Annotated in this window: 16 protein-coding genes; 15 read left to right on the top strand and 1 reads right to left on the bottom strand. The window is 32.7% G+C overall.

What is annotated here, in order from left to right:
- Positions 1-174 precede the first annotated feature (174 nt).
- Together ubiE and porT are read left to right on the top strand one after the other, a co-directional pair.
- Positions 175-903 (top strand): bifunctional demethylmenaquinone methyltransferase/2-methoxy-6-polyprenyl-1,4-benzoquinol methylase UbiE, encoded by a 729-nt coding sequence (gene ubiE, locus B8963_RS00675; protein ID WP_084059386.1) that lies wholly within the window; start codon positions 175-177, stop codon positions 901-903.
- Between the two features lie 3 nt (positions 904-906).
- Positions 907-1605, top strand: a complete 699-nt coding sequence (porT, locus tag B8963_RS00680; protein WP_084059387.1) for a type IX secretion/gliding motility protein PorT/SprT — start codon at positions 907-909, stop codon at positions 1603-1605.
- 6 nt (positions 1606-1611) lie between these two features.
- Here the strand turns inward: porT and B8963_RS00685 are convergent, their stop codons facing one another.
- On the bottom strand, positions 1612-2334 hold the full coding sequence (locus B8963_RS00685; RefSeq protein ID WP_084059388.1) for a TrmH family RNA methyltransferase: 723 nt from the start codon (positions 2332-2334) through the stop codon (positions 1612-1614).
- A gap of 43 nt (positions 2335-2377) precedes the next feature.
- Here B8963_RS00685 and tamL point away from each other — a divergent pair, with 43 nt between their 5' ends.
- The 13 genes from tamL to B8963_RS00750 all read left to right on the top strand — a co-directional run bounded on the left by tamL (position 2378) and on the right by B8963_RS00750 (position 16757).
- Positions 2378-4942, top strand: coding sequence for a translocation and assembly module lipoprotein TamL (tamL, locus tag B8963_RS00690; protein WP_084059389.1), 2565 nt, complete (start codon positions 2378-2380; stop codon positions 4940-4942).
- A gap of 143 nt (positions 4943-5085) precedes the next feature.
- Complete coding sequence (fbaA, locus tag B8963_RS00695; protein WP_084059390.1) at positions 5086-6153, top strand: class II fructose-bisphosphate aldolase; 1068 nt, start codon at positions 5086-5088, stop codon at positions 6151-6153.
- A gap of 33 nt (positions 6154-6186) precedes the next feature.
- Entirely contained in the window at positions 6187-7059 is an 873-nt protein-coding gene (gene accD, locus B8963_RS00700) for an acetyl-CoA carboxylase, carboxyltransferase subunit beta (RefSeq protein ID WP_084059391.1), read from the top strand.
- A gap of 62 nt (positions 7060-7121) precedes the next feature.
- A complete protein-coding gene (gene rpsO / locus B8963_RS00705; protein WP_084059392.1) occupies positions 7122-7391 on the top strand; it encodes a 30S ribosomal protein S15 in 270 nt (89 codons plus the stop codon).
- Between the two features lie 229 nt (positions 7392-7620).
- Positions 7621-9846 (top strand): polyribonucleotide nucleotidyltransferase, encoded by a 2226-nt coding sequence (locus B8963_RS00710; protein ID WP_084059393.1) that lies wholly within the window; start codon positions 7621-7623, stop codon positions 9844-9846.
- A 175-nt stretch (positions 9847-10021) separates the two neighbouring features.
- Positions 10022-10885: a sigma-70 family RNA polymerase sigma factor gene (locus tag B8963_RS00715; RefSeq protein ID WP_013551006.1), complete on the top strand. Its 864-nt coding sequence runs from the start codon at positions 10022-10024 to the stop codon at positions 10883-10885.
- Positions 10886-11070: 185 nt separating this feature from the next.
- Positions 11071-11304, top strand: a complete 234-nt coding sequence (locus B8963_RS00720) for a VF530 family protein (RefSeq protein ID WP_084059394.1) — start codon at positions 11071-11073, stop codon at positions 11302-11304.
- Positions 11304-11759, top strand: coding sequence for a tRNA (cytidine(34)-2'-O)-methyltransferase (locus B8963_RS00725; RefSeq protein WP_084059395.1), 456 nt, complete (start codon positions 11304-11306; stop codon positions 11757-11759). The genes B8963_RS00720 and B8963_RS00725 overlap by 1 nt, the downstream gene beginning before the upstream one ends.
- A 94-nt stretch (positions 11760-11853) precedes the next feature.
- Positions 11854-12513: a ribulose-phosphate 3-epimerase gene (gene rpe / locus B8963_RS00730; protein WP_084059396.1), complete on the top strand. Its 660-nt coding sequence runs from the start codon at positions 11854-11856 to the stop codon at positions 12511-12513.
- A complete protein-coding gene (locus B8963_RS00735) occupies positions 12513-13481 on the top strand; it encodes a YpdA family putative bacillithiol disulfide reductase (RefSeq protein WP_084059397.1) in 969 nt (322 codons plus the stop codon). The genes rpe and B8963_RS00735 overlap by 1 nt, the downstream gene beginning before the upstream one ends.
- Before the next feature lie 120 nt (positions 13482-13601).
- Positions 13602-15557, top strand: coding sequence for a tetratricopeptide repeat-containing sensor histidine kinase (locus B8963_RS00740; protein ID WP_084059398.1), 1956 nt, complete (start codon positions 13602-13604; stop codon positions 15555-15557).
- Positions 15558-15568: 11 nt separating this feature from the next.
- A complete protein-coding gene (locus tag B8963_RS00745; RefSeq protein ID WP_084059399.1) occupies positions 15569-16213 on the top strand; it encodes a response regulator in 645 nt (214 codons plus the stop codon).
- 127 nt (positions 16214-16340) lie between these two features.
- Positions 16341-16757: a hypothetical protein gene (locus B8963_RS00750; protein ID WP_084059400.1), complete on the top strand. Its 417-nt coding sequence runs from the start codon at positions 16341-16343 to the stop codon at positions 16755-16757.
- Positions 16758-16764: the final 7 nt, after the last annotated feature.

The raw sequence follows: 16764 nt of genomic DNA on the forward strand, positions 1-16764 counted from the left end.
TTATTCAAGCCCATATTGTGAAAAGTTTGCAATATTTTGCGTAGCAAAATTACATAATTTTATTTTGTTGTTCCTGAATTAAAAAGAATAAAAATCTTAAAATCACCGAGTTTATTGTACAACTTAACCCTGTGATGCAAATTCGAAATTGTATCTTTGCCAAAAATTGCGATCATGAGTAAAAAAGTTACTCCTTATAAAAATTCTGAATTAGGTAAAAAAGAACAGGTAACTCAAATGTTCGACACAATTTCTACTAATTACGACGGGCTAAACCGAGTAATTTCTTTCGGAATTGATGTGAAATGGAGAAAAAGAGTTGTAGCTATTCTAAAGACAAAAAAGCCTGATACTATTTTAGATATTGCTACCGGAACAGGAGATTTAGCAATTAATCTTACTAAAACTGGCGCCTCTAAAATAATAGGGTTAGACATTTCACCTGGCATGTTGGCTGTTGGAAAGAAAAAAATTGAAGAAAAAAAACTTAACAACACTATTGAAATGGTTGTTGGCGATAGTGAAAAACTTCCATTTGAAGAAAACACTTTTGACGCAGTTACTGTAGCTTTCGGCGTACGGAACTTCGAAAATTTAGAAATTGGTCTTTCGGAGATATTTAGAGTTCTAAAAGTTGGGGGCACATTGGTTGTTTTAGAAACATCGGTTCCAACAAAATCGCCATACAAACAAGGATATGGTCTTTATACAAAACATGTGCTTCCAAGAATAGGAAGAATGTTTTCAAAAGACAATTCCGCATATGAATATTTATCAGAATCAGCTGCTGTTTTTCCTCATGGAAAAGACTTCAACAATATTTTACAAAAAATTGGGTTTATAGATATAGAGAACAAACCCCAAACATTTGGGGTAGCTTCCATTTATGTAGCTACAAAATAAAGTATGAAGAATATTTTTTTACTGTTTATAGGTTTATTTATAGGCTTATCTACACATTGTCAGTTTAATGAAAAACCTATCATCAATTTAGAAAATGAAGATGAAGCGCTTTTAAATTGGGGTTATTTCTTAGGATTTAATCAATATGATTTTAAATTTGACTATAGAGATATTCCAGATAATGGAGATATTTTAGTATCTACTTCAACAGGTTTTAACGTTGGTCTGATAGGTGAGTTGCGATTAAACCAATTCATGGATGTACGTTTTGAACCTGGCTTATTCTACGCACAAAGAACTATAGGATTCAGAGGTTTTACTGATCCAAATGACGCACTTAGAGAAGTTAAGTCTACGTATATAAATTTTCCGATTTTATTAAAAGTAAGCACCAAAAGATTAGGTAACTGGAAACCTTTTTTAGTTGGTGGTGCCGCATATGCCCTAAATTTAGGAAGCAATGAAGATAGTTTAGAAGACAATTCTACAAATACGTTTAGAATGACCAAGAACAACTACAACTGGGAACTCGGATTTGGAATTGATTTTTATACAGAATATTTTAAATTCTCCCCTTCAATACGTGGTGTTTTCGCAATAAATAATGAATTGGTTCCGGATAATGACCCTAATAGTCCTTGGACAAGTAATTTGGCAGGAATGCGAACACGTGGAATATTCGTGAATTTTACTTTTGAATAAAGGTATTTAAGCTCTTCTTATTTCGTTCAATAAAATAGCGGTCGCAGTTGCCACGTTTAAGCTTTCAGTGGTTTTTTCACCAAACTGAGGTATGCTAATTTTTTGATTAATAACATTTAACACCTTATCGGATACCCCATTTGCTTCATTCCCCATAACCAATATACCCTTTTTAGGTAAATTTGATTTATATACTACTTCACCTTCCATAAAAGCTCCAAAAATTGGCAGATTTGTTGTTTCTAGAAATTCGGGCAAATCAACATAAACCATATTTATTCTAGAAATAGAACCCATTGTTGCTTGCAAAACTTTTGGATTGTAACAATCCACTGTATCTGTAGAACAAACAAGACTTCGCACTCCAAACCAATCGCACAAACGAATAATTGTTCCTAAATTCCCTGGATCTTGCACAAAATCTAATACCAAAATCCAATCATCAAAATTTATTTTTTTAGGTTTTGGAATTTCAAAAACACCTAAATACCCATTTGGAGTAGCTAACGAGCTTATCTTTTTTAAATCAGCTGATGAAATTAATTCAGAAATAGTATTATACGCCAAAGCAAATTCTTCATTTGTGGTATATATTTTGTTAGTTTTTATAGTAGAATTAATAAGCTCCTCAACTGTTTTTCTGCCTTCAACAACAAATAATTGTTGCTGGCTTCTAACTTTTTTTTGTTGTAAGCTTTTTATAAGTTTTATTTGGCTTTTACCAACCATACAAATAACGTATTTTTGATTTCTAAGAGAATCGCAATCTAGTTTGAAAAAAAACACTGTAAAAATAGTCTTATTATTTTTAGGTATTATCATCACCTCTTGTAATGCATTAAAAAGAGTAGAAGAAAATGAACTTTTACTTGTTGGAAACACCATTATTGCAGATAGTGCAAAAGTAACAGATGAAAATATAAATAGCCTAATTGCCCAAAAACCTAACAGTACTTTGTTAGGCTATCCATTGCGATTAAACCTTTACAACTTAGCTAAAAAAAATCCAGATTCCACCTACCAAGCTTGGCTGAACAAAAAAGAGAAAAGGGAAGAACGCTTAATAAAACTTTTATCTAAAAAACAGTTTGACAGTTTAGGGGAATCTTTTTTAGTAAAAGGATATAGTGAATGGCTAAAAAAAATTGGAGAAGCTCCCGTAATCATAGACACAGCAAAGACTAGCAAATCACTGCAAAGAATAAAAGCATATTACGGCAATAGAGGGTATTTTAATGCAACAGGCAGCTATACTATAAACAGTACCAAACGAAAACAACGCGCAAAAATCAACTACAACTTAGACCTTGGCAAACCTTTTATGGTAGATTCTACCTTTAGCGCAATTGCTTCTACAGCAATAGATTCGCTTTATAGATTAAATAAGGATAAATCCTATATTAAAAGCAACACACAATTTGATCTTAACAACTTTAATAATGAAAGAGCACGTTTAACCGATGTTTTCCGTAATTCTGGAATTTACAATTTTCAAGAAAGCTCAATTTACTACGATATAATTGCAGATACGACAGCAGCAAGGAATGATCAAAAAATGAATGTTGAATTAAATATTGAAAATTTAAAAAAACGCGGCGACTCTGCAAAAACCGAATACAAAGTTTATAAATTTAGTAAGATAAATATTTTTGCGGATCATTTATTTGCTAATAATCCTAACGAGTTAGATTCTATAAATTATAATGGTTTTACCATTTATTATAAAGATAAACTCAGATACAAACCCAAAGCATTGACCGATGCTATTTTTATTGAAAAAGATAGTGTTTATAGAGATGTAAATAGATTACGTACCTATCGACAAATAAATAACTTAAATAATTTTAAATACCCTAACATAGAAATAATTGCTGATAGTACCACAGCAACTTTACAATCTAATATATATCTTTCTGCGAGAGATAAATATTCTTTAGCGTTTGATACCGATATTTCTCGTTCCAACATCCAATATGCAGGATTATCCTTTTCTCCGACCTTGAGTATAAGAAATGTTTTTGGAGGTGCTGAAAACTTAAGTGTCTCTGCCAGAGCAAATGTAGGAGCATCAAGCGATAATAGTATAAATGATAATCAATTTTTTAATGTTCAAGAATTTGGCGGAGATGTAGCCCTAGATTTTCCAAGAATGTGGCTTCCCTTTTTAAATAAAAAGAAAATCATTCCTTATTATATGTTACCTAGAACAAGAATATCTATTGGAACAAGTTTTCAAAAAAATATTGGACTAGATAAGCAATCTTTAAATTCTATTTTAGAATATAAATGGACACCAAAAGATGGCGTAAGCAATACCATAGAGCTTTTAAATTTGCAATTTGTAAGCAATTTAAGAACAGATAATTTCTACAATGTTTACCAAACCACTTATAATAGATTAGATGCTGTTGCAGATAATTTTGAAAGCGAACCAAGCTTTGTAAATGATTTTGAGCCAAATGACAATGGCGATTTACAACTTACAATTCCCTCTGGGACATCCGCATTTACCAAAGCTATTTTAGACAGGGCAATTGTTTCCACCTCCGATGAATATGATGAAGTTAGTAGTATTGAAGAAAGAAGAATACGTTTAACCCAAAACAACTTAATTTTTGCTACAAATTATACGTTTTCAAAAAGTAGCAAGACTACTATTTCAGATACTGATTTTCATCAATTTAAATTTAAGATAGAAAGTGCTGGTAATTTTCTTTCATTAATCTCTAATGTTATTCCTTTTAATACCGATGATGGGCAAAAATTAGTTTTCAGTGTTCCTTATTCTCAATATATTAAAACAGAGTTCGATTATGTTAAACATTGGGATTTAAAACACTCCAATATTCTAGCATTTAGAAGCTTTTTAGGTATAGCTATTCCCTATGGAAATGCAAATAGCATTCCTTTTGTTAAGAGTTACTTTGCTGGTGGCGCTTATGACAATAGAGCTTGGAGCCCTTATTCTTTAGGGCCTGGACGCACAGATAATTTAAATGATTTTAATGAAGCTAATTTAAAATTTGCGCTTAATCTAGAATATAGGTTTCCACTTTTTGGAAATTTCAAAGGAGCTGTTTTTGCAGATGCAGGAAACATTTGGAATGTTTTTGACAATGTGGAAAATGCAGATGCTACATTTAATGGATTCAGCTCTCTAAAAGATGTTGCCCTTGGTACGGGACTAGGTGTTAGGTATGATTTTACCTATTTTGTAGTACGCGTAGACCTAGGATTTAAAACCTACAACCCCGCTGAAGAAATATCCCAAAGATGGTTTAGAGATTATAATTTCGCAAATTCTGTTTTACAAATTGGCATAAACTATCCTTTCTAAAAACCTATATATACTATAACGTTATCGAAATATTTTCTGGGTATTTGCCATTTGATTACACATAAAAAATAGGAATCCCTCTTAATTATTTTATTACTTTTGTTCCACAACTATTATAATAACTAATTCAAGAAAATATAATTATGGCTCATAATATCAAACCAGGAGTTGCAACTGGAGATCAGGTTCAAGAAATTTTTAATTACGCAAAGAAAAAAGGATTTGCCCTACCAGCAGTAAATGTTATTGGGTCAGACACTATAAATGGCGTTCTTGAAACCGCTGCAAGTTTAAATGCTCCGGTAATTATACAATTTTCAAATGGTGGCGCACAATTTAATGCTGGAAAAGGACTATCTAATGATGGACAAAAAGCTGCAATACATGGAGCAATAGCTGGTGCAAAACACATACATCAATTGGCTGAGGCTTATGGTGCAACAGTTATATTACACACCGACCATTGTGCAAAAAAATTATTACCTTGGATAGATGGTTTACTTGATGCTAGTGAACAACATTATAAAGAAACTGGAAAATCGCTTTTCAGCTCTCATATGATAGATTTATCTGAAGAGCCTTTAGAAGAAAATATTGCTATTTGTAAAGAATATCTTGCTAGAATGGCAAAAATGGATATGACTTTAGAAATAGAGTTGGGTATTACAGGTGGTGAGGAAGATGGTGTTGATAATTCTGACGTAGATGATTCTAAACTTTACACACAACCAGAAGAAGTAGCTTATGCTTATGAAGAACTTTCAAAAGTTAGCCATAGATTCACCATTGCAGCTGCTTTCGGAAATGTTCACGGTGTTTATAAGCCAGGAAATGTAAAGTTAACTCCAAAAATCTTGAAAAATTCTCAGGAATACATTTCTAAAAAATACAATGTTGAGCATAATCATATTGATTTTGTTTTCCATGGTGGATCAGGTTCTACAGTTGAAGAAATTCGCGAAGGAATTAGCTACGGCGTAATTAAAATGAATATTGATACTGATTTACAATATGCATTTTTAGAAGGTATCCGTGATTACATCCAAGGCAAAAAAGATTTCTTACAATCGCAAATTGGAAATCCAAACGGCCCAGACGAGCCAAATAAGAAATATTACGATCCAAGAGTTTGGTTACGTGAAGGTGAAAAAACTTTTGTAGAGCGTTTAAAGAAGGCCTTTGCTGATTTAAACAACGTAAACACGTTATAATATAAAAATCCGTTTAACTTAACTATTCAATGTATGTCGTCTTGGTTTAAAAGAAAGGAAAAAGGAATACAAACTGCAACGGAACAAAAAAAAGATACTCCAAAAGGTTTATGGTATAAATCTCCAACGGGTAAAATTGTTGAATCTGAGGATTTGGCAAAAAACTTTTATGTGAGTCCAGAAGATGATTATCATGTTCGTATTGGAAGTAAAGAATATTTCGAAATACTTTTTGATGATAATAAATTTAAAGAGTTAGATCCAAAGCTTACATCTAAAGATCCATTAAAATTTGAAGACACCAAAAAATATGCTGACCGATTAAAAGCTGCTCAAGCAAAAACCGGACTTCAAGATGCTGTAAGAACTGCCGTTGGCAAATCATATGGTAAAGACGTGGTTATTTCCTGTATGGATTTTGCCTTTATTGGTGGTTCCATGGGAAGTGTTGTAGGTGAGAAAATAGCTAGAGGTATAGATTATGCGATCAAAAAGAAACTACCTTTTGTTATGATTTCAAAATCTGGTGGTGCGCGTATGATGGAAGCAGCGCTATCGTTAATGCAACTTGCAAAAACATCTGCTAAACTTGCGCAATTATCTGAAGCAGGTCTTCCATACATTTCATTATGTACCGATCCAACCACAGGAGGAACAACAGCATCTTATGCAATGCTTGGAGATATCAACATTTCTGAACCTGGAGCTTTAATTGGTTTTGCAGGACCAAGAGTTGTAAAAGAAGCCACAGGAAAGGAATTACCTGAAGGTTTCCAAACAGCCGAATTTGTTATGGAGCATGGTTTTTTGGATTTTATTGTACACAGAAGAGATTTAAAGAAAAAAATAAATCTATACATAGATTTAATTCAGAACAATCCTGTTAGGTCGTTAGAAAAAATATAGTATATTTGCACGCTGATTGAAAATCAATCATATACATAAAAATCATTTAAAATAATATTGGAATGTATTTAACTAAAGAAGTAAAAGCTGAAATTTTTAAAAAACACGGTGGTGTTGAAGCAAACACTGGTTCTGCTGAAGGGCAAATCGCTTTGTTTACACACCGTATTAACCACTTAACTGAGCACTTAAAAAACAATCGTAAAGATTTTAATACAGAGCGTTCATTAGTAAAATTGGTAGGTAAAAGAAGAAGCTTGTTAGATTATTTAATTAAGAAAGATATCATCAGATATCGTGCAATAATTAAGGAATTAAACATTAGAAAATAATTTTCAAGGGGGACAGCTTAGCTTCCCCCTTTTTTAATATACCCAATAAGTTTTGGTGTATTTTTTTAAAGTCCTTTATTTCAAAAGAATATAAGGCAGCAGACAAAAAGCTTGCATATAGTTTTTCATTGGTCGCACAACTACAACAGCACAACAACTGTCCGTCTTGAATAAAGACACAAAGATCAAAGTTTAACTAACTTGTAAAAGCAAGTTGCAAATCAATTTTATGATTCCAAAAGTATTTAAAGAGGTCATTGACCTTGGTGATGGTAGAGAAATTTCTATCGAAACCGGAAAATTAGCAAAGCAAGCACACGGTTCTGTGGTTGTCCAATCTGGAAAATGTATGTTATTATGTACAGTAGTTTCCAATTACAAGCAAAGTGATGTAGATTTTTTACCATTAACAGTAGATTACCGTGAAAAATTTGCGGCATCTGGTCGTTATCCAGGTGGTTTCTTCAAAAGAGAAGCAAGACCTAGTGATGGTGAGGTTTTAACCATGCGTTTAGTAGACCGTGTTTTACGTCCACTTTTCCCAAAAGATTACCATGCTGAAACTCAAGTTATGGTTCAGTTAATGTCTCATGACGATGATGTTATGCCAGACGCAATGGCTGGTTTAGCTGCTTCTGCAGCTATACAATTATCAGACATCCCTTTCGAAACTCCTATATCAGAAGCAAGAGTTGGTCGTATTAATGGTGAATTTATCATTAACCCAACAAGAGCACAATTATTAGAATCTGATATTGATATGATGATTGGAGCTTCTGCCGATTCAGTAATGATGGTAGAGGGTGAAATGCTAGAAATTTCTGAAGAAGAAATGGCTGATGCTATTAAATTTGCTCACGAAGCTATTAAGGTACAATGTGCTGCACAAGTAAAATTGGCAGAAGCTTTCGGAAAAAAAGTAACACGTGAGTACGAACCAGAAAGAGAAGATGAAGCAATTGAGAAAAAAGTAAGAGAATTAGCTTACGATAAAGTTTACGCCGTTGCTAAAAAAGCTTCAGCAAAACATGAAAGAAGTGCTGCATTTGATGAAATAAAAGAAGAAGTAAAAGCTGCCTTTAGCGAGGAAGAATTAGAAGACTTTGGTGATTTAGTTTCTAAGTATTTCTACAAAGCTGAAAAGGCTGCGGTTAGAGATTTAACTTTAAATGAAGGTTTACGTTTAGATGGTCGTAAGACTGATGAAATTAGACCTATTTGGTGTGAGGTAGATTATTTACCATCTACTCATGGTTCCTCTATATTTACACGTGGAGAAACGCAAGCATTAGCTACGGTAACTCTTGGTACTTCTAGAGAAGCAAACCAAATAGATATGCCATCTTTTGAAGGAGAAGAGCGTTTTTATTTACATTACAACTTCCCTCCTTTCTCCACTGGTGAAGCAAGACCTTTAAGAGGTACTTCTCGCCGTGAAGTTGGTCATGGTAACTTAGCTCAACGCGCTTTAAAAAACATGGTACCTGCAGATTGCCCTTACACAGTAAGAGTTGTTTCTGAAGTATTAGAATCTAACGGTTCTTCTTCTATGGCAACAGTATGTGCTGGTACAATGGCATTAATGGATGCAGGGGTTCAATTAAAGAAACCTGTTTCCGGTATTGCTATGGGTCTTATAACAGATGTTGAAACTGGTAAATATGCTGTATTATCTGATATTTTAGGTGATGAAGATCACTTAGGAGATATGGACTTTAAAGTAACCGGTACTGCAGATGGTATTACTGCTTGCCAAATGGATATTAAGGTAAAAGGACTTTCTTATGAAATTCTTGTAAACGCCTTAAAGCAAGCTCGCGAAGGCCGTTTACATATTTTAAAGAAACTTACAGATACTATTTCAGCTCCTGCTGCTGATGTAAAATCTCACTCACCAAAAATGATTACTAGAAGAATTCCGAATGAATTCATTGGTGCATTAATTGGTCCAGGTGGTAAAGTTATTCAAGAGCTTCAAAAAGAAACAGGAACTACTATCGTTATTAACGAAGATCCTATTACTGAAGAGGGTATTGTTGAAATTTTAGGAGTTGGTTCAGAAGGTATTGCTGCTGTACAAGCAAAAATAGATTCTTTACTTTTCAAACCAGAAGTTGGCAATTCATACAAAGTAAAAGTGATTAAAATGTTAGATTTTGGCGCTGTTGTTGAATATTTAGACGCACCAGGAAATGAAGTTTTATTGCACGTTTCAGAACTTGCATGGGAACGCACAGAGAATGTATCTGATGTTGTGAACATGGGCGATGTTTTTGAAGTAAAATACTTTGGTATAGACCCAAAAACACGTAAAGAAAAAGTTTCTCGTAAGGCTTTGTTAGAAAAACCAGAAGGTTACGTAGCAAGACCACCAAGAGAAAATAATGATCGTGGCGGTAGAAATGATCGTAATAATTCTCGTGATAATAGAGATAGAAAACCAAGAAGAGACTAATAAAAGTCCATTCTAACTCAATACTAAAGGCCCTAATTCTAAAGATTAGGGCTTTTTTTATGCATTTGAACCAAAAAATGTAAAATAACTTAACCTAAATGTAACATTTTAATTTTTTCAACGTATAATTTAATGCAGTCTATGCACAACAACATAATTTAGAAAGAATATTTAGATGAGACAGCTAAAGATTACAAAACAGGTAACCAATAGGGAGACCGCTTCGTTAGACAAATATTTACAAGAAATTGGTAAAGTAGATTTAATTACTGCCGATGAAGAAGTAGAATTAGCTCAGCGAATAAAAAAAGGTGATCAAGCAGCTTTGGAAAAATTAACCAAAGCTAACTTAAGATTCGTGGTATCTGTTGCAAAACAATATCAAAACCAAGGTCTTACATTACCAGATTTAATTAATGAAGGTAATCTTGGTCTTATTAAAGCTGCTCAACGTTTTGACGAAACTCGTGGTTTTAAATTCATTTCTTATGCCGTTTGGTGGATTCGTCAGTCTATCTTACAAGCTTTAGCAGAACAATCTCGTATTGTACGTTTACCTTTGAACAAAATTGGATCTATTAACAAGATTAATAAAACTTTTGCCTTCCTAGAGCAAGCTCACGAACGTCAGCCATCTCCTGAAGAAATTGCAAAAGAATTAGATATGACTGTTGAAGATGTAAAACAATCATTAAAAAACTCTGGTCGTCACGTATCAATGGATGCACCTTTAATTGATGGTGAAGATTCTAACCTGTATGATGTACTTCGTAGTGGTGAATCTCCAAATCCAGATAGAGAGTTGTTACACGAATCTTTAAGAACTGAAATTGAAAGAGCCTTAGAAACATTAACACCTAGAGAAGCTGATGTTATTCGTTTGTATTTTGGTCTTGCTGGTCAACATTCAATGACACTTGAAGAAATTGGTGAAACTTTCGATTTAACAAGAGAGCGTGTGCGTCAAATAAAAGAAAAAGCTATTCGTAGACTTAAACATACTTCTAGAAGTAAAATATTAAAAACATATCTTGGTTAATAAACTAAGCATAAATTACTGTTAAAAAATTTCTGTATTGGAAATTTGGTCTAAAAATTGTAATTTGTGAACTGTAACAACAGTTATCATGACTGTTCGTTTTTTGATTGATGAATAAACTCCGGCTGATTACCGGAGTTTTTAATTTAAAAGTTCCCCTTACACCACTAAAATTTTAAAGATTAATGCACGACAGTTTAAAACAAGAACAACCTAATAATCCACTCCATGGCGTAAAACTGGTTGACATGTTAGAGTTTCTTGTTGAAAAATATGGCTGGCAAGAAATGTCCTTGCAGGTAAACATAAACTGTTTCAAAAGCAATCCAACCATAAAATCTAGTTTAAATTTTCTTAGAAAAACACCTTGGGCTAGAGAAAAAGTAGAACATTTATATTTAAAATCTTTAAAAAAATAATGCCGTTAAATATTGTGCTATTCGAGCCTGAAATTCCTAATAACACTGGAAATATTGGCAGATTAAGCTTGGCTACCAATAGCCATTTACACCTTGTAAAACCATTTGGATTTGAACTAAGTGATAAACGCGTAAAACGTGCTGGCTTGGACTATTGGCAGCACATTTCATTAACTATTTACGAAAGTATCGACGATTTTTATGCCAAAAATATAGGAGAAAACTTTATCTATTTTTCGAGTCATGGTTCTAAAACGCATTGGGATATTGATTTTAAAGACAATATGTTTTTAATTTTTGGGAAAGAATCTAGCGGACTATCCAAAGAAATTACTGAAATCAACAATTCTAAACTTTATAAAATACCACTATATAGTGATCATATTCGCAGTCTTAACTTATCTAATGCCGTGGGCATTGTGGTGTACGAAGGTTTAAGACAGTTAACAAAATAAAAGATTTAAAACGCATCTTGTTTCTGTAAAGTTTTCGTTTACAGTTAGCCATCTAATTCACTATTTTTGTAAAAACAAAAATACCGTACCACACATGAGTAACATTAAAATAGCGCCTTCACTATTAGCAGCAGATTTTGGAAATCTTCAACGCGATGTAGAAATGGTTAATAATAGTGTAGCAGATTGGCATCATATTGATGTTATGGATGGGGTTTTTGTGCCCAATATATCTTATGGTATGCCCGTAGTAAAAGCTATTGCAGCCCATGCAACCAAACCATTGGATGTGCATTTAATGATCATTGATCCGGATAGATACATACAAACCTTTGCCAAATTAGGTGCTGAAATCTTAACGGTACATTATGAGGCTTGTACACACCTTCATAGAACTTTACAAGCCATTAAGGCTGCAGGAATGAAGGCTGGAGTTGCTTTAAACCCACATACCAATATAAATTTATTGGAAGATGTTATCAATGATATCGATGTTGTGCTTATTATGAGTGTAAATCCTGGTTTTGGAGGTCAATCTTTTATAGAAAACACCTACACTAAAATTAAAGCGTTAAAAGAATTAATTGTAAAAAAAGGAGCTTCTACTTTAATTGAAATTGATGGCGGCGTAAGCTCATCGAACGCCAAAGCACTAAAGGATGCTGGGGCTGATGTACTTGTTGCTGGAAGTTTTGTTTTTAAAAGTTCCAATCCTACAGAAACCATCAAAGAACTTAAAAATTGTGCCAATTAATGAAAACTTTGGATCTTGTTATTATTGGAGGAGGTCCTATCGGCATTGCTTGCGGATTAGAGGCTCAGAAAAAAGGGCTTAGCTATGTTATCTTAGAAAAAGGTCCTATTGTAAATTCGCTATACAACTACCCTACTAATATGCAATTTTTTTCTTCTTCAGAGAAATTAGAGATTGATGAGATTCCCTTTATTAGTAATGAAGCTAAACCAAAAAGAAGCGAGGCTTTGGAATACTATCGTAGAATAGTTACTAGTAATAAGCTTAACATGCATCTTTTTGAAAATGTTACTCATGTAGAAAAAGTAAATTCACTTTTTGAAATTACCACAAGCAAAGACACCTACAAAGGTATCAACGTAATAATTGCAACTGGTTTTTATGATATACCAAACAAATTAAACATTCCTGGCGAAAACTTAGCAAAAGTAAGTCATTATTATAATGATCCACATTTTTATGCCCAACAGAAAATAGCAGTTGTTGGCGCTAGTAATTCTGCTATAGATGCGGCTTTAGAATGTTATAGGAAAGGAGCCGAAGTTAGCCTTATCATTCGTGGATCAGAAGTGGGGCAACGTGTAAAATATTGGGTTCGCCCTGATATCATTAACCGTATTGAAGAAGGCAGTATCAAGGTATTCTATAATGCTACATTAAATGAAATTAAGCCTCAAGAAATCATAATCAATACTCCAGATGGCCTGACCACTATTAAAAATGATTTTGTACTGGCATTAATTGGCTACAAACCCAATTTTAAATTTTTAGAGCAACTTGGTATTACCTTATCAGATGATGATAAAAAATTACCAACTTATGACCCAAATACCATGGAAACAAATATTGCCAATTTGTATTTAGCTGGTGTTATTTGCGGAGGTATGGAAACCCACAAATGGTTTATAGAAAACTCTAGAATACATGCAAAAATGATTGTGGCCTCAATTCTTGAAAAAAGAAAGTAAATCTAGCCTATAAACACGGTTTTCAGGGATACATTGCATCTTTAAACTGTATAGATTTGACGAAACAATAATAGAATTTATTCTCTTATAAAATACCTATTAAAATAGTATATTTCAGAAATGAATTTAAAGGAGCAGACCATCAGTATACTCAAAACACTTTTCACGTTTTTATTTTGTTTGTATCTATCTATAGGTTTTGCGCAGAACCCTGAAAAAGATACTGTAAAGACCAAAATGCAAACAATTAATTTTGGATGGTCCAAAAGAACAAATTCCACATCATTAAAACCCTATTTTGATCAATTAAAATCTGCTAAATATGGAGCTCAAAGATTCTCAATTTTCGATCAATTAATAGAATATCATATTAAAAAAAGCAATACAGATTCTGTACTGCATTATGCTAATTTATACTTAAAAGAAACTAGAAATTGGAATGAATCTGATTTAATAAAAGAACGTTATTCCGCTAAAGCCGATTATTATTTAGGTGTTGGCAATGCTATGAATGGCCTTTTAGACAATGCCATTAAATGGTATATTCAAGGATTACAAGGTGCAGAAAATACAAAATACACCGAATTTGAATTTAAAAACAAATTAGGTCTTGCTAAATGCTATATTTTCCAAAATAACTTAACTAAAGCTATTGAGTTTTTAGACAAAACCTTAGTAGAATATTCTGCAGAATCTCCCCTTTTAACTGCCGAAAATTATTTACTATTGGGAAAGGCTTATCGTTTTAACAGTGATTATGAAAATGCTCAAAAATACTATAATCATGCTATTGCCATAGCAGAAACACTAGATGATCTAGAAATTAAGCTAACCTCTAAACTTGAAATAGCAAAACTTGACGAAGCCAATGGAAATTTAGGTCAAGCATTTCAGGCTTATGAAAGCATCCGAAATGAAGCAAAGCAAAATGATCTTGATGCCATTTATTACGAGGGTTCTTTATTATTAGCAAAATATTACTACAATCAGGGATTTTATGATGTGGCAATATTAGGTTTATCTACGGCTTATATAAATGCACTGGATAGTGATAACTTAGACTTTCAAAGAGAGTCACTAATTTTAAATGCAAATTGTTTCGCTAAACAAAAAGATTACGAAAATGCGTATGCTGCTATGACTCAGTTAATAGGTATTATAAGAGAAATATCTACTAAACAACAGCAAGCCATAATTAGGGAATTAGAAATACAGTATGAAACTCTTGAAAAAGAGAAAGAAATAAACACGCTTGAAGAAGATAAACTTTTAAAAGAAGCGGAACTAAAGCGACAAAAAACGATAAAAAATGCCTTTCTAATTGGGTTTCTAATTATTCTGATTCCGATTATTGCTCTACTTTTTGTGTATTACCAAAAAATACAAACGCAAAGCGAATTAGCTAAAAAGCAAGAAGAATACAACACTGAAAAAGTAAAATCGTTGCTACAAGAGCAAGAATTAAACTTAATTAAGGCCTCTATGGATGGTCAAGATGAAGAGCGCAAACGAATTGCTCAAGAATTACATGATAGTATTGGTGGCAATCTAGCAGGTATAAAATTGCAATTATCCAGCCTTGCTCAAAATTCACCTGCTTTAAAAACTATAAATAATCAAATTGATGAAACTTATCAATTAGTTAGAGACATTTCGCATACACTTATTCCGAAAAAATTTAAACAAAATGCTTTCACAGATTTAGTGAAAGAATTTGCAAACTCCATTACAAAATCGGACAAAATACTGGTAGATTTTTATCCTCACCCAGTGGATGAAATAAACAAAATAGATGAAAATTTACAAATGGAATTATTTAAAATTCTTCAAGAATTAATGACTAACACTCTTAAGCATGCGGAGGCTACAAAAGTCAACATCCATTTAAATCTTATAGAAAATGAACTATCCTTATTATTTGAAGATAATGGGAAAGGATTTAATGCGTTAGAACTAGTAGATGGTATTGGACTAGGAAATATAAAAAGTAGGATTAAAAAATTAAACGGAACTTTTAATATTGATTCTTCTAAGAATAGAGGAACTGTTATTGCTATGGAATTTCCGCTGACTTAAAAAATTAATAAATGAAATACAATCTCATTATTGCCGATGATCATAAAATGTTCATCGATGGGCTTATTAGCATACTAAATGATGCGCCCGAGTTTTCAGTAATACTTACCGCCAAAAATGGCGCGCAAGTGGTAAAATATTTAGGTATTAATGGAGTGGAAAATATACATTTATTAATAACCGATTTAACGATGCCTGAAATGGATGGTATTGAGTTAAACAAAATTGTAAAAGAAACCTATCCTAGTTTAAAAACACTAGTGGTTAGTATGCATATTGATGGCAATATGATCGACAAATTAATTAGAAATAATGTTGATGGTTATGTGCCTAAAAATGCGGAAAAAGACGAGCTCTTAACCGCAATCCGCTCTATAATTAAAGGTGAAAAATACTTTTCTTCAGAAATAAAAAAAGCGTACACAGATGCTATGTTTGACAACAAGAAAGTTGAAGAAATAAATTTAACCGATAGAGAAAAAGAAGTTTTAAAACTAATTGCAGAAGAATATACTACACAAGAAATTGCAGATGAACTATTCTTAAGTAAACATACCATTGAAAGCTATAGAAAAAATCTAATCTCAAAACTTAATGTAAAAAATCTGGCAGGGCTTACCAAACATGCCTTAAAGATGGGATTGTTAGACGAATAAAACCTATCTAATTGGCATAAGAAAACCTGACATCCCTGAATTCAGGGAGTATAATTTTCACTTTTTTAGGTGACATTTTTAGGAACAGATAATATCATTTTTGTATTGAACAAACAACAATACAACTATGAAATACAAAATTATTTTAATCGCATTAACTACATTATTTATCTCTTGCAGTAACGACAAAAAAACTACAGAAAAACCTAAAGAAGTTGTCAAAACTAAGTCAGATTTGTTATTGGTAAACAGCGCTACCAAATTTTTCTCTAATCCAAGTAATGTAGATACATTAACCGTAATAATCAATGGTAAATCACTTTTAAAAAGTAAAGCCATTTTTAAGGTAACGAGTGCTAATGGAAAGCAAATTAGTAGCGATACCATCCCTACAATTCAATTGCTACATTCAGATTACAAAACCGCAAATTCCTCTTTACAAGAGGTGCAAATTAGAGAAACTGTTTCTAAATTATTTAAAAACGATTCCTACTTAAATTATTTTACAAAAGACGCTTATGCCAAAGCTGAAATAGTGAATTAAATACTAA

It is taken from the genome of Cellulophaga tyrosinoxydans, from assembly GCF_900176415.1.
Classification (GTDB): domain Bacteria; phylum Bacteroidota; class Bacteroidia; order Flavobacteriales; family Flavobacteriaceae; genus Cellulophaga; species Cellulophaga tyrosinoxydans.

Excerpts from the sequence above, each read along its gene's own strand:
- ubiE (WP_084059386.1), top strand. The coding sequence starts at position 175 with ATGAGTAAAAAAGTTACTCCTTATAAAAATTCTGAATTAGGTAAAAAA.
- porT (WP_084059387.1), top strand. The coding sequence starts at position 907 with ATGAAGAATATTTTTTTACTGTTTATAGGTTTATTTATAGGCTTATCT.
- B8963_RS00685 (WP_084059388.1), bottom strand. The coding sequence starts at position 2,334 with ATGGTTGGTAAAAGCCAAATAAAACTTATAAAAAGCTTACAACAAAAA.
- fbaA (WP_084059390.1), top strand. The coding sequence starts at position 5,086 with ATGGCTCATAATATCAAACCAGGAGTTGCAACTGGAGATCAGGTTCAA.
- accD (WP_084059391.1), top strand. The coding sequence starts at position 6,187 with ATGTCGTCTTGGTTTAAAAGAAAGGAAAAAGGAATACAAACTGCAACG.
- rpsO (WP_084059392.1), top strand. The coding sequence starts at position 7,122 with ATGTATTTAACTAAAGAAGTAAAAGCTGAAATTTTTAAAAAACACGGT.
- B8963_RS00710 (WP_084059393.1), top strand. The coding sequence starts at position 7,621 with ATGATTCCAAAAGTATTTAAAGAGGTCATTGACCTTGGTGATGGTAGA.
- B8963_RS00715 (WP_013551006.1), top strand. The coding sequence starts at position 10,022 with ATGAGACAGCTAAAGATTACAAAACAGGTAACCAATAGGGAGACCGCT.
- B8963_RS00720 (WP_084059394.1), top strand. The coding sequence starts at position 11,071 with ATGCACGACAGTTTAAAACAAGAACAACCTAATAATCCACTCCATGGC.
- B8963_RS00725 (WP_084059395.1), top strand. The coding sequence starts at position 11,304 with ATGCCGTTAAATATTGTGCTATTCGAGCCTGAAATTCCTAATAACACT.
- rpe (WP_084059396.1), top strand. The coding sequence starts at position 11,854 with ATGAGTAACATTAAAATAGCGCCTTCACTATTAGCAGCAGATTTTGGA.
- B8963_RS00735 (WP_084059397.1), top strand. The coding sequence starts at position 12,513 with ATGAAAACTTTGGATCTTGTTATTATTGGAGGAGGTCCTATCGGCATT.
- B8963_RS00740 (WP_084059398.1), top strand. The coding sequence starts at position 13,602 with ATGAATTTAAAGGAGCAGACCATCAGTATACTCAAAACACTTTTCACG.
- B8963_RS00745 (WP_084059399.1), top strand. The coding sequence starts at position 15,569 with ATGAAATACAATCTCATTATTGCCGATGATCATAAAATGTTCATCGAT.
- B8963_RS00750 (WP_084059400.1), top strand. The coding sequence starts at position 16,341 with ATGAAATACAAAATTATTTTAATCGCATTAACTACATTATTTATCTCT.